We start from the raw sequence: 13,967 nt of genomic DNA on the forward strand, positions 1-13,967 counted from the left end.
ACCAAACTTGTACTACGATGAGAACTTTTAAAAAATTAATTGTTGCGGTCTATAATGATGAGCGAAAAGCAGAAGAAGAATTCAAAATTCTATCAAAAAAAGAAAAGAAAGATGAGCTTGATCTAAAAGCTTATACTGTCATCTCCAAAAAGGAGAATGGAAAAACAGTTCTACATGATACTGAAGGAAGGGATGCATTTTGGGGAGCTATCATTGGAGGGCTCATAGGAATGATTGTTGGTGTTGTAGGTGCTATTTATGGAGCGACTCTTTTTTCTACAGAAATTTTTGCAGGCTCTGTGGTTGCACTAGCAAGTGTTGGTGCAATTGTAGGTTGGATCAATAGTGATGCATTGAAAATACCAACAGATCTTTTAACAGATATAAAAATGTTATTAAACCCCAAAACATCAGCAATAGTTGCCGTTGTGGATGATGATTGGGTGGACGAAGTAGAAGAAATTTTAGAAGGAGGGTCGGAAATGATTCATCATTATCAATTTTCTGATTCTGTGGTCGAAAAATTTGAAAAAGATTGGGAAGATCACGATAAAATAGATCAAGCTACTTCTTAAGGAAAATAGTGATTAAAATTTAACTATAGCAGGATATACTTAATAGATGTATTCTGCTTTTTTGTTTGTTATATATAAAACTCCTTGTGATATTTTTGTTTAAATTGCATAAGTGTAATAGAAAAATAGAAGAAATATGTATTTTTGCATCGCTTTTTCAATACTTGAAAATTAGCAATAGTAAAAATACATCTCATCTTTAAGAGAAAAGTAAAATGACTAGACAACAATTAATCGAACAAGCGTGGGAAGACCGTGCTTTATTACAACAACAAGAATATATTGATGCAGTTAAATCAACTGTTGAAGAATTAGATAAAGGTACTTTGAGAACTGCTGAACCTGTAGCTGATGGTTGGCAAGTTAATGAGTGGGTAAAGAAAGCAGTTATCATGTTTTTCCCACTTGCAGAAATGGAAACTATTAAAGTAGGTCCTTTCGAATTCCATGATAAAATTCCTTTAAAAGGTGATTATGCTGAAAAAGGTGTTAGAGTAGTACCTCACGCTATCGCTCGTTACGGTTCATTCGTGAACAAAGGAGTAATCATGATGCCTTCATATGTTAATATTGGTGCTTATGTTGATTCAGGTACAATGGTAGATACTTGGGCAACTGTAGGTAGCTGTGCACAAATTGGTAAAGATGTTCACCTTTCTGGTGGTGTTGGTGTAGGTGGTGTATTAGAGCCAGTTCAAGCTGCTCCAGTTATCATCGAAGACGGTGCTTTTGTTGGTTCTCGTTGTATCTTAGTGGAAGGTGTTCACATTGGTAAAGAAGCAGTATTGGGAGCAAATGTTACGTTAACTGCATCTTCAAAAATTATCGATGTAACAGGTGATGAACCAGTAGAATACAAAGGTTATGTACCTCCAAGATCTGTGGTAATTCCAGGTAGCTATACTAAGAAATTCCCTGCTGGTGAGTACCAAGTAGGTTGTGCAATCATTATCGGTAAAAGAAAAGAAAGCACAGACAAAAAGACTTCATTAAATGATGCTTTAAGAGAAAATAATGTTTCTGTATAAGTAGACTTTAATATAGATAAAAAGGGATTGTAGCAATGCAATCCCTTTTTTTTATGCTCGATTTTCAAAAGTTAACGAGAAAATTTAAGCTTTTTTGATCAGAATATTCGTTTTTTGTAATTAGAAAAAAGAATATAAACCAATCTTTAAATACTGTGATTGTAGTTGATAAAGTTGTCCTTAGTGACGATATGATGACCGAGGAATTCGTTTGTAACTTAGACAAATGTAAAGGGGCTTGTTGTGTAGAGGGAGACCTTGGAGCACCTTTAAATGAAGATGAGTTAGAAATTATGGAGGATGTATATGAAAAAGTAAAACCATATATGTCTCCTGAAGGAATTGCTGAGGTTGAAAAGCAGGGCAAGTATATTAAAGATTTTGAAGGAGATTTTTCAACGCCAACCATTAATAATAGGGAATGTGCTTATGCCATTTATGACGAAAAAAAGTACCTTCATTGTGCTATTGAGAAAGCATATTTAGATAAGAAGATTGAGTATAGAAAACCAATCTCATGTTATTTATATCCAGCAAGAATTACAAAATATGAAGCATATGATGCTGTTAATTATGACAGATGGGAAATTTGTTCAGATGCATGTGTACTTGGACAAGAGTTAAAAGTGCCTGTTTATAAATTCTTGAAAGGTCCATTAACTTCAAAGTATGGAGCAGAGTGGTATGAAAAATTAGAAAAAGAAGTTCAATTGATGAAAGAGAATTTAAGATAAATCAAAGAAGGATTCAGAAATGAATCCTTTTTTTATTAAAACTGATGAATAAGACATTATTAAAATCATAAACTATTCATCATCTTTGTAATCCAAATTGAAATAAAAAATTAAGTAATATATAGATATGTTATATCCTCAAAATTTAGAAGAAAAACTTGGTTTTGATAAACTGAGAGAACTTTTAAAGGATAAATGTAATGGTGAAGTCGGACGTAGTTATGTGGATAAAATGCGTTTTACTTCAGATCCAAAATTTATAAGACAAAGAATTGCTCAAGTACATGAGTGTGTAAATATATATGAGGCTGGGGAGTCTTTTCCTCATTCTGGGTTTATAGATGTAGGTCTATTTTTAGATAAAGTTGAAATTGTAAATGCTTTCTTATTAGAGGAAGAGCTTTTTGATTTAAAAACAGCATTAACCACTTTGAAAGAGTGCCTGACTTTTTTCAATAGTGTAGATCCTTCTTTATATCCTGAATTAGTAAAGATCAGTGAAGGTGTAGAATTTGATACAATGATTCTGCACGAAATTGACATGATCTTGGATGATAAAGGAAAAGTTAGAGATAATGCTTCTCCTGAATTAGTAAATATTCGTAGGGCATTACATAAAGAATTATCTTCATTAAGGTCAAGAACTGCGTCTGTGATTCAACAGATGAAGAAAAAAGGATATGCTAAAGAAGATGCTATTCCAACAGTCAGAGAGGGTAGAATTGTTGTCCCGGTACCTGCAGAACATAAAAGACATGTAACGGGATTTGTGCATGATGCTTCCTCTACAGGACAAACAGTTTTTATCGAGCCTCAAGAGTTATTGCAATTAAATAATGCAATTAAAGATCTTGAGTTACGTGAGAGACAAGAGGTTATTCGAATTTTAACCGAAATTACACATAAAATTAGACCTCAAGTACCAGGTTTGCGTAAAGGCAACAATTATTTAGGGATTATAGACTTTATTAATGCTAAAGCTAATTTTGCAATGCAGCAAGAGGCTATTCAACCTGAAATTGTAGATGAACCTTTAGTGGCTTGGTATCATGTTGCTCATCCAATTTTACTCTGGTCTTTTACAGATCAAGGAAAAAAAGATGCCGTTGTACGCCAAAAAATCGAATTGGACCTTGAAAGAGGTAGAATTCTTTTAATATCTGGACCTAACGCAGGTGGTAAGTCAATTGCGATGCAAACTGTAGCCCTAGTTCAATATATGTTCCAATGTGGTATGCTAGTACCAATGATGGAAGGTTCAAAAATGGGTGTTTTTGAAGATATAATGATGGACTATGGTGATGATCAATCGTTAGAAAATGACTTATCTACGTATTCATCTCATTTAACGAATATGAGAGCGATGTTAAAGAAAGGAGGAGCAAAGTCTTTAATTCTAATTGATGAATTTGGTTCTGGAACTGAGCCTGAATTAGGTGGTGTTATTGCTGAGTCTATTCTTGAGCAAATGAACCATCAAAACATGTGGGGAGTTATCACAACACACTACGCTAACCTTAAGTTTTATGCTGAAAAGCAAAATGGACTTCAAAATGGTGCGATGAGGTATGATGTTGAAAATCTGAGTCCTCTTTATAAATTAGAACAAGGACAGCCTGGTAGTTCATTCGCCTTAGAGATTGCCCAAAAAATTGGTCTTCCTAAAAAAGTGTTAAATATTGCTCGTCATAAAGCTGGTCGTAAAAAAATCAGTATGGAAGAATTACTTCGTAATCTTGAAGAGGAAAAGAAGGAGTTTGCAAAGAAAAATAAAGAAGTAAAGAGATTAGAACAGAAGCTAAAATCAGCAACTGAAAAGTTTGAATCTAAATCATTAGAACTTCAAAATAAAAAACAAAATATCATCGATAAAGCCCGTAAAGACGCTCAAAAAGTTTTAGATACGGCCAATCGAAAGATAGAATTGACAATTAAGGAGATTCGAGAAACGAATGCTGATAAAGAAAAAACAAAAGAGCTTCGTAAGAATATAGAGAACTTCAAAAATAGTAACCAACCTTCTAAGAAACTTGCATCAGCAGCTCAAAAAGAAGAAGAAACTCGATATGAAGTTATTGGTGGTACGATTACAATTGGTGATGCTGTTAGAATTAAAGGGCAGGGATCCATTGGTGAAGTTGCTGCATTAACGGCGAAAGAGGCTGAGATTATTATTGGTTCTTTAAGAACAAAAGTAAAGTTAAATCGTCTAGAAAGAATTTCTAAAAAAGAGTTCAGAAAAGAAACAAGAGAAAAGACTTCTACTCAAAGTGCTGCATCAAATCTTACACAAAGAAGAATTGATTTTAATTCTCAATTAGACTTAAGAGGGAAAAGAGCTGAAGAAGTAATGTATGAATTAGATGATTTTATGGATACCGCCCTTATGCTTGGTGAAAATTCGGTGAGAATTCTTCATGGAAAAGGTACTGGAGCTTTGAGAGAGGTGGTAAGGAATCATTTAAAATCATTTAGAGGAATCAAAAATGTTTCAGATGATCATCCAGATAGAGGAGGTGCAGGTGTTACAATTGTAACTTTACGTTAAAAACATTCATTATTTTTAATATTTACGAGTATCTTAACATTTGTTATGTAAACTCTATTAAAAAATATTTATATATTTGATAAACCAAAAGTTGAAATTCTGTTTCAATCCTTTGGTCTTCATAGCTGGTTGAAATCGTAAATAATAACTTATTTACGTCTTTATGTTACTTACATAAAGTAAAACGCCCAATATGTAAATATTGGGCGTTTTTGTTTTTAATTAAAAAGGTTTTGCCAAATGAATGACAAAACCTTTTTCTATTTTAAAACTTTAGAATCCTTAGTTTTTGATTCCAAATTTATTTTCCATGTGTTCCCAATAGGTTTTAAGACTTCCTTTCATATCTTTCCTTAGAATGATAATACCTACTAAGTTTGGAATAGTCATTAATGCTATTGTAATTCCTGAAAGTGTCCAAATAATTGTTGTATCAGCAAATGAACCAATGAAGAATGCAAAGACATAGACAGCTCTATAATAAATTACAGATTTAGGGCCTAACAAGAATGTCATGGCTCTATCACCATAATATGACCAAGAAATTGCTGTTGAGAAAGCAAATAATAATAAACCAATAGAAACAATATATTTACCTGCTTCACCAAAGTAACTTCTAGTGAAGGCTAAACTTGTTAATGGAGCAGAGTGAATTAAGGACTTACCTTGAATCACTAGATTTGATTTCCATTCTACAATACCATTTTTAACATTTAATTTACCATTGTACTTTTCTCCTTCTAGCATTACAGTTACATCTTCCGCTAAAGAGCGAGCATGTAATAAAGTAACCGTACTTTTTATCTCACCATTAACTACCGTTAACTCACCTGTATATGTTGGTAATTTTTCCTTGCCACTAATATGAAAAGCTAATTTATCTCTATCATTATTAGGATTAGTTTTACTGTCATCATATTTAGAACTTAAAACCTGTAAATCTGTTTGTTGGAATGTATTATCAACTTTCTCTCTCCATACATTTGAAGATAATAGCGCTAAACCAGTTAATGAACAAATGATGATTGTATCAATAAATGGCTCCAAGATAGCAACCATACCTTCAGAAACAGGTTCTTTTGTTTTAGCTGATGCGTGGGCAATAGGAGCCGAACCTTGTCCTGCTTCATTTGAGAATAAACCTCTATTGACACCTCTATTGAAAGCATATGCTAAAGTCGCTCCTAAGAAACCACCAGTAGCGGAAGTTCCAGAGAAAATATCACTTACGATTTGATTAATTGAATGAGGAATATTTTCAATGTTATAGAAGATAACCGCTAAACAACCGATGAAATAAATCACAGCCATAAGTGGAACTAATTTTTCAGTTACAGCTGCAATTCTAGAAATACCACCTAAAATTACAAATGCTAAAAATACCGCTAGTACAGCACCAGTGATATATTGATCAATTCCAAAAGTTGCATATATTGATGAAGCGATACTATTTACTTGTGGTAAGTTACCAGTGCCAAATGATGATAATACAGTTGCAATGGCAAATAAAACAGCCATCCATTTCATGTTTAACTTATTCTTCATGAAATACATAGGGCCGCCTGCCATAGTACCGTCAGCTGTTTTTTCTCTGTATTTGTGTGATAATGTTACTTCTACAAATTTTGTAGTCATACCAAAGAAGGCTGTAATGATCATCCAAAATAATGCTGCAGGTCCACCTAAATGAATAGCTAAAGCCACACCAGCAATATTACCTGTTCCAACTGTACCTGATAAGGCTGTTGCTAAAGCTTGAAAATGTGATGTATCACCTTCGTCATCAGCTTCATCGTATTTACCTCTGACTACGTTAATAGCATGTGAAAAAAATCGTATTTGAGGAAATCTTAAATAAATTGTAAAAAATAGACCCGTCAGTAATAATAAAGCTACAAACCAAAATGAACCACCAATGTAGCCATCAATAATACTTAGAATCTCGTTTAATCGTTGCATGTGAATGTTTGTCTTGTAAAAAGTTGGACAGTTTTTAAATAAATCTAAATAATGAAATTAGTATGCGAATTTATTAAAACTTAGGCATAAAACTATTTTTTTATTAACCTTCTGATATTTTTTTTAACTTTTTTGGGTATTTTATTTTGGAAATAAAAAGAAAATATTCTTAAGTTTGTAAAAGATAGTTTAATGCTTATTGTCGACTGAAGCAATTTTTTAATCTTTACAATTTCATAAAATTCATCATTCTTTACTTATGAAAAAAATCAAATTTTTTGCATTGATTTTTGTTTCAATGCTGCTCTCTAGTGTAGATACTTTTGCCCAATATGAGAACAAAGTTTCATTAAACTTCTCAGTATCATCTTTCACACATATGGGCCCTTCGGCGGATGTAGGACGTGAATCTTATGATTATTATGGCTATTACGATACATATTATGATGATATTTCTGAAGAGTATTCTTACTCATATACAGAACAAAGTAGTGGTTTTGGTCTAAGTGCAGGTTTACAGTACAACTTTTCATCTCGTTTTTCAGTTGAAGGTCTTTTTAGATTTACTTACATGAACTATTATGCATATGATTATGCAGACATGAATTCATACAGTTACTTAACTGAAGAAGAGTACTATTCAGGATTTTATAATACCGATGATTATTTTGAACCGAGTTATTATGATCATATTAATGGAGAGGATTATACATATACTGGAGATGCTGGTTATTATGCTAAAGAATATAATCCTTACTACGCGCATGAAAGTCAAAGTACTGGAGAGGGACATTTCTTTACATTTGACATTGGTATCGTACCTAAATTTTATTTGAATCCTAGAAATAAACTGAAATTCTATTTATTCACAGAAGCGCACTTAAACTTTACTACAGGTTACGAAATTGAATTCAACTCTTCTACTGTTTATTATGAACAAGATTTTGACGGTAATTTAGTTGTTTCTGATTCAGATCAACAGAGAGAGGTGGTAACTGGTGACCAAGATGATGTAGATTCAGAAATTTACTTTGGTTTAATCCCAGGTGTAGGTATTGATTATGCCCTTGGTAAAAACTTATCATTATATTTCCAAGGTGGATATAGTGTGATGGATTCATACCAAGATATGATGATGCTACAAGGTGGGATTAGAATTAGTGCTTTTAAATCTAAATCACTATAATAAAATATTATGAAAAAGACTCTTTTTTTAATTTTGTTTTGCTTGAACTTTGTCGACTTATTCGGGCAATCAATAACATTAAAAAGCGTCTTTGAAACCAAAAATCAATTGCCTACATGTCTAAATTTTAGTCATGATGGGCAATTTTTGGTTTCAGGGGGCTTTAACCGTAAAATGTCGATTTACAATACAGAAAATAATTCAAAATTATTTGAGTATAAAGTAAAAGATACACCTTTGGATGTAAAATTTTCTAGTGATGGTCGCTATATAATTTCAGGAGGTAAAGACAAATTGATTACTATATTTGATAAACAATCTAATGTTGTAGTTAATACTTATAAGTTTCATAAATCTGATGTTACATCAATTTCTGTTTCTAGTAAAGATAATTCTTTTGTCAGTGGTGGCAAAGATGGTAAAGTCGTTATGTGGAATGTAAATTCTGTAACTCCTGTTAAGACATTTGAAGGAGCAAAAACAGAAATTTTATCAGTAGCTCTTAGCCCAAATGGTAAAACAATTATTGCGGGTGAAAAAACGGGTAAAATGTATGTTTGGGATGTAGAGTCAGGCCAACTTCAAAATACTATTCAAGCACATAAAGGTTTTCTAAGAGATCTTTTAATTAGTACTGATGGGAGATATTTCGTGACTTGTGGTGATGATAAAAATATTAAAGTTTGGGATGCCAAAAGTAATGAATTAGAAAATGCATTTCGTTACCACAAGAAATGGATTCAAACAATAGATATTACTCCAGATAACAAATACCTATTAAGTGGTTCACATGACGGGTATGTTGTGTTAGCAGAGTTGGCAACAGGTAAGATTATCTATAAATCTGAGAAGCAAAAAGACTTTGTTTTATCAGTTGATTTTTCAGATAAAAAAGATATGATTGCTAGTACAACATTAAATGCTAAGAAAATATTTGTGATGGATGCAAAATCTTTAAATATTGATCATGATGAAGTTGAAACAATCAAAAAAATCAATACAAGAGAATATGCTAAGCCACTTATTACTTTAAATAATCTAGCGACTTCGTCAAGAGAAGAAACGATTAACTTAGCTATAACTGCAACTTCTGAAATCCCATTAGTAAGTGTTTCAATTTTAAAAGAAGGGAATAGTTTATTTGAGTATAATGAAACTGAACTTTTGAACTATGTTAAAAAAGAAGGTGATAATTATTCTTTAAAACTATCCAAAAATGTACTTTTAAATGAAGGTGCAAATACATATTCTGTAGTTATTTCTAATGCTTCTGGAAGTACAGAAAGTCAATTCAATTCTGTAAATTACGTAAAACCTCAGCCAGTAGTAGCTCAAGTGCCTTCTAGTACAGCAACAACATTACCTGTTGCTGCAAAAAAGCCATCTACTACAAATAGCTTATATAAATGGGCTTTAATTATTGGAAACGAGCATTATTCTCAATATCAAACTGAAATTAATGCTGAAGCTGATGTTTTATATGCATCTAATGATGCTAGAGAATTTAAAGACTTAGCAAAAAATGTATTAGGAGTTCCAGAAGAAAACATCATTTATATTGAAGATGGAACTTTTATTAAAATGAGAAGAGGTTTGTCTAAGCTTAGTAAAGTTTCTGCATTATTAGGTGACAAGATGGAAATCTACTTCTATTATGCTGGTCATGGATATCCAGATGAAAAAACTAAAACACCTTATTTAATTCCTGTTGATGGAAACGGAACGGAATTAGAATACGAAGCTATTAGTTTAAAAAAGGTATATGCTCAATTGACGGAACACAATCCTAAAAAAGTGACTGCATTTATTGATGCATGTTTTAGTGGAGGTGCAAGACAATCTGGTTTAGTTGAAGCAAGAGGCTTTAAAGTAGTGCCAAAAGAAGAGAAAACATCTAAAAACTTAGTTGTATTTACAGCAAGTTCTGGGAAAGAATCTTCTTTACCTTATAAAGCTAAACAACATGGCCTATTTACCTATTATTTAACTGAAAAAATCAAAGAAACAAATGGGGATATATCATATCAGGAACTGTCTGAATATTTATCCCAAACAATCAGTATTTATTCGGTAACAATAAATAATAAAACACAGACACCTCAAACCAACGTAAGTGAAGAGGTTGGTGATAAATGGAAATCATGGCGCTTGAACGGCGAAGCAGAATAAAATAAAGAAAACTCCTTGAGCGATTACTCAAGGAGTTTTTGTATTATTAGGATTTATATTGCTATTAATCATTGTGAATTAAGTTGTAAAAATCGTAGCTTGCAGCCTCAAATTCTCACAGCAAAACTTGTGGTCAGTTGTAGGGGCACAAATGGGAGGATTTAAAATTTAAAATTTATATACCACAATGATTAAAATTACATTACCGGATAATTCGGTAAGAGAGTTCGAAAGCGGAGCGTCTTCTCTTGATGTTGCAAAAAGCATCAGTGAAGGATTGGCTAGAAATGTACTAGCAGCAGAAGTAAATGGAGAAGTTTGGGATGCTACCAGACCATTGACCGCAGACTCAAATGTAAAATTATTAACGTGGAATGACACGGACGGAAAGTCAACTTTCTGGCACTCTTCAGCTCACTTAATGGCAGAGGCTTTAGAAGCTTTATATCCTGGTGTGAAATTAGGTATTGGTCCTTCTATCGAAAATGGTTTCTACTATGATGTAGATTTCGGTGATCATGAATTCTCTTCAGAAGAATTAGGTGAAGTAGAGAAGAAAATGAAAGAACTTGCAAAGCAAAAGAATCTTTACATTCGTGAAGATATCTCTAAAGCTGATGCAGTAAAATACTTCGAAGAAAAAGAAGATCCTTATAAATTAGACTTATTAGAAGGTCTTGATGATGGATCAATCACTTTCTATAAGCAAGGTGCATTTACAGATTTATGTCGTGGACCACACATTCCTAACACAGGCTTTATCAAAGCAATTAAATTAATGTCTGTTGCAGGAGCTTACTGGAGAGGTGACGAGAAAAATAAAATGTTAACTCGTATCTACGGTATTACATTCCCAAAAGCAAAGGAATTAACAGAGTACTTAGAGAAATTAGAGGAAGCAAAGAAAAGAGATCATAGAAAAGTAGGTCAAGAGTTAGACTTATTTACTTTCTCTCAAAGAGTCGGTCAAGGTTTACCACTATGGTTACCAAAAGGTACTACTTTAAGAGAGAGATTAGAGAATTTCTTAAGAAAAGCTCAACAAAAAGCAGGTTACCAACAAGTAGTTACTCCTCATATTGGTTCGAAAGACCTTTATGTTACTTCTGGTCACTATGCTAAATATGGTGAAGATTCATTCCAGCCAATTCATACTCCACATGAAGGTGAAGAGTATTTATTGAAACCAATGAACTGTCCTCATCACTGTGAAATTTATCGTTCTCGCCCAAGATCTTACAGAGATTTACCAGTTCGTTTAGCGGAGTTTGGTACTGTATATAGATATGAGCAATCAGGTGAATTACATGGTTTGACAAGGGTTCGTGGTTTTACACAAGATGATGCTCACTTATTCTGTCGTCCTGATCAAGTAAAAGAAGAATTTGGTAAAGTAATCGACCTAGTTTTATATGTATTTAAATCTTTAGGTTTTGATGATTATTTAGCTCAAATTTCTTTGAGAGATCAAGAAGATAGAGCGAAGTATATTGGTAATGAAGCGGATTGGGATAGAGCTGAGCAAGATATCGAAGAGGTTGCAGCAGAAAAAGGTTTGAAGACAGTTGTAGAATATGGTGAAGCTGCATTCTACGGTCCTAAATTAGACTTTATGGTACGTGATGCTTTAGGTAGATCTTGGCAGTTGGGTACTATTCAAGTGGATTATCAATTACCTCAACGTTTTGAATTAGAATATAAAGATTCTGATAACTCATTAAAACGTCCAGTAATGATTCACAGAGCTCCATTCGGATCAATGGAACGTTTCATTGCGATCTTAATTGAGCATACTGGCGGTAATTTCCCACTTTGGTTAGCTCCTGAACAATTTACAATTCTTCCAGTTTCTGATAAATATAATGATTACGCTTATGGTGTGATGAGTGAATTAGAAGAAGCAGGGTTTACAGGTAATGTTGATGCTAGAGCTGAGAAAATCGGTAGAAAAATCCGTGATGCAGAAGTTCAAAAAACACCTTACATGTTAATTGTAGGTGAAAAAGAAATGGACGGTAAAGCAGTTTCAGTTCGTAAGAAAGGAGAAGGTGATATTGGAACAATGTCAGTAACCGATTTCTTAGAATTATTCAAGAAAGAAACAGCTGTATAAGCTGATAAATATAGTTTGACAATGAGTTGTGGTTTTTAACTTCAACTCATTGTCTTTTTAAGATAATTAATAAACAATCTAACAATGGTGTATGATGTAATCATTGTGGGTGCTGGTATCGTGGGAATGGCATCTGCAATGAAAATCAAACAACAATCTCCAGAGTTAAGAGTTTTAGTGTTGGAGAAAGAAGGTGATGTCGCACAACATCAAACTGGACATAACAGTGGTGTGATTCACTCAGGTTTATATTATAAGCCAGGGAGCCATAAGGCATTAAATTGCATTGAAGGTTACAATCAATTGATCAAGTTTTGTGATGAAGAAGGTGTTAAATATGACCTTTGCGGAAAAATAGTCGTTGCAACTGATCAAAAAGAATTAGAAAATCTTAATACTTTATATGATAGAGGTATTGCAAATGGTTTGAAAGGTATCAAACGTTTGTCCTCTTCTGAAATTAAAGAATACGAACCTTACTGTACAGGTATAGCAGGTCTTCATATTCCTCAAACAGGTATCATTGATTATACCGAAGTGACAAGGAAATATAAAGAAGTGTTTGAGACTCGTTATGGAGGCGAAGTAAAGTTCAATAATAAGGTTGAAGATATAAGGTTAGGTAGTATTGGAGTTGAGATAACTACAAATAGAGATACCTACCGTTCTCATCTAGTTGTGAATTGTGCAGGTTTATATAGCGATAGAGTAGCACAATTAGCATTAAAACAATTAGATGTTCGTATTATTCCTTTTAGAGGGGAGTATTATGAGATTAAGCCAAGTAAACATTACTTAGTGAAAAATCTTATTTACCCTGTTCCTGATCCTGCATTCCCATTCTTGGGAGTTCACTTTACAAGAATGATAAATGGAGGAGTTGAAGCTGGCCCTAATGCAGTTTTAGCTTACAGAAGAGAAGGGTATAAAAAGACAGATGTTAATGTAAGTGAACTTTTTGAATCTTTGACTTGGAAAGGATTTCTTAAAGTAGCCTCAAAATATTGGCCTACAGGTTTAGGTGAAGTTTATAGATCTTATTCTAAAACAGCATTTACCAAAGCTTTACAACGTTTATTGCCTGATTTAAAAGAATCTGACCTTAAAGTTGGAGGGTCAGGTGTAAGAGCACAGGCATGTGATAAAAATGGTGGGCTTATTGATGATTTCTTATTTGTAGAAGAAGATCGCATGATTAATGTATTAAATGCACCGTCTCCTGCTGCAACTTCTTCAATGGCAATTGGTGATACAATTGCAGAAAAAGTGTTGAAGAAGTTAAAGAAATAATCACTTTACAAGCGTATAGGAATAATTTTATTGAAAAATATACATTTCTATACGCTTGAATTTCAGTCCTCAAATAATCTGTTGATTTTTTTTTACAAAAGATTGTTTGTATATCCAAGATCGAGTCTTACCTTTGCACTCGCAATGACACAAACGGTGTCAATCAAAACAAGTTTTGGGATGTTAGCTCAGTTGGTTTAGAGCACCTGCCTTACAAGCAGGGGGTCATTGGTTCGAATCCAATACGTCCCACCAAGTTTACTTTATGAAGTGAAAATTGGGGTGTTAGCTCAGTTGGTTTAGAGCACCTGCCTTACAAGCAGGGGGTCACTGGTTCGAATCCAGTACGCCCCACAAATTTGAAA

9 protein-coding genes and 2 tRNA genes are annotated in these 13,967 nt (G+C 33.2%); 10 read left to right on the forward strand and 1 reads right to left on the reverse strand.

Going from position 1 to position 13,967, the window contains the following annotated elements; all coding sequences use genetic code 11:
* Positions 1-17 precede the first annotated feature (17 nt).
* The 4 genes from ACXAHM_RS12275 to ACXAHM_RS12290 all read left to right on the forward strand — a co-directional run bounded on the left by ACXAHM_RS12275 (position 18) and on the right by ACXAHM_RS12290 (position 4,885).
* Positions 18-575: a hypothetical protein gene (locus tag ACXAHM_RS12275; RefSeq protein ID WP_474960736.1), complete on the forward strand. Its 558-nt coding sequence runs from the start codon at positions 18-20 to the stop codon at positions 573-575.
* Positions 576-790: 215 nt separating this feature from the next.
* Positions 791-1,603 carry a 2,3,4,5-tetrahydropyridine-2,6-dicarboxylate N-succinyltransferase gene (locus ACXAHM_RS12280; RefSeq protein ID WP_474960737.1) on the forward strand — a complete coding sequence of 271 codons (813 nt, stop codon included), beginning with the start codon at positions 791-793 and terminating at the stop codon, positions 1,601-1,603.
* Positions 1,604-1,758: 155 nt separating this feature from the next.
* Positions 1,759-2,337, forward strand: a complete 579-nt coding sequence (locus tag ACXAHM_RS12285) for a DUF3109 family protein (RefSeq protein WP_474960738.1) — start codon at positions 1,759-1,761, stop codon at positions 2,335-2,337.
* Between the two features lie 127 nt (positions 2,338-2,464).
* On the forward strand, positions 2,465-4,885 hold the full coding sequence (locus ACXAHM_RS12290) for an endonuclease MutS2 (protein WP_474960739.1): 2,421 nt from the start codon (positions 2,465-2,467) through the stop codon (positions 4,883-4,885).
* 282 nt (positions 4,886-5,167) lie between these two features.
* On the opposite strand, the gene ACXAHM_RS12295 is transcribed toward ACXAHM_RS12290, so the two are convergent.
* On the reverse strand, positions 5,168-6,844 hold the full coding sequence (locus ACXAHM_RS12295; RefSeq protein ID WP_474960740.1) for an alanine/glycine:cation symporter family protein: 1,677 nt from the start codon (positions 6,842-6,844) through the stop codon (positions 5,168-5,170).
* 259 nt (positions 6,845-7,103) lie between these two features.
* Between ACXAHM_RS12295 and ACXAHM_RS12300 the strand changes: the two genes are divergently transcribed.
* The 6 genes from ACXAHM_RS12300 to ACXAHM_RS12325 all read left to right on the forward strand — a co-directional run bounded on the left by ACXAHM_RS12300 (position 7,104) and on the right by ACXAHM_RS12325 (position 13,956).
* Positions 7,104-8,030, forward strand: coding sequence for a hypothetical protein (locus tag ACXAHM_RS12300; RefSeq protein ID WP_474960741.1), 927 nt, complete (start codon positions 7,104-7,106; stop codon positions 8,028-8,030).
* A 9-nt stretch (positions 8,031-8,039) separates the two neighbouring features.
* Entirely contained in the window at positions 8,040-10,199 is a 2,160-nt protein-coding gene (locus ACXAHM_RS12305; RefSeq protein WP_474960742.1) for a caspase family protein, read from the forward strand.
* A gap of 187 nt (positions 10,200-10,386) precedes the next feature.
* Positions 10,387-12,312 (forward strand): threonine--tRNA ligase, encoded by a 1,926-nt coding sequence (thrS, locus tag ACXAHM_RS12310; protein WP_474960743.1) that lies wholly within the window; start codon positions 10,387-10,389, stop codon positions 12,310-12,312.
* 87 nt (positions 12,313-12,399) lie between these two features.
* The gene (gene lhgO / locus ACXAHM_RS12315; RefSeq protein WP_474960745.1) at positions 12,400-13,602 is read left to right on the forward strand and encodes an L-2-hydroxyglutarate oxidase; all 1,203 of its coding nucleotides are present in this window, start codon (positions 12,400-12,402) and stop codon (positions 13,600-13,602) included.
* Between the two features lie 177 nt (positions 13,603-13,779).
* A tRNA-Val gene (locus ACXAHM_RS12320) sits at positions 13,780-13,857 on the forward strand.
* A gap of 24 nt (positions 13,858-13,881) precedes the next feature.
* Positions 13,882-13,956 (forward strand) — tRNA-Val (locus ACXAHM_RS12325).
* The last annotated feature ends 11 nt before the right edge of the window (positions 13,957-13,967 follow it).

The sequence above is a fragment of the Flammeovirga sp. AWQ4_249 genome, assembly GCF_056161045.1.

Excerpts from the sequence above, each read along its gene's own strand:
- ACXAHM_RS12275 (WP_474960736.1), top strand. The coding sequence starts at position 18 with ATGAGAACTTTTAAAAAATTAATTGTTGCGGTCTATAATGATGAGCGA.
- ACXAHM_RS12280 (WP_474960737.1), top strand. The coding sequence starts at position 791 with ATGACTAGACAACAATTAATCGAACAAGCGTGGGAAGACCGTGCTTTA.
- ACXAHM_RS12290 (WP_474960739.1), top strand. The coding sequence starts at position 2,465 with ATGTTATATCCTCAAAATTTAGAAGAAAAACTTGGTTTTGATAAACTG.
- ACXAHM_RS12295 (WP_474960740.1), bottom strand. The coding sequence starts at position 6,844 with ATGCAACGATTAAACGAGATTCTAAGTATTATTGATGGCTACATTGGT.
- ACXAHM_RS12300 (WP_474960741.1), top strand. The coding sequence starts at position 7,104 with ATGAAAAAAATCAAATTTTTTGCATTGATTTTTGTTTCAATGCTGCTC.
- ACXAHM_RS12305 (WP_474960742.1), top strand. The coding sequence starts at position 8,040 with ATGAAAAAGACTCTTTTTTTAATTTTGTTTTGCTTGAACTTTGTCGAC.
- thrS (WP_474960743.1), top strand. The coding sequence starts at position 10,387 with ATGATTAAAATTACATTACCGGATAATTCGGTAAGAGAGTTCGAAAGC.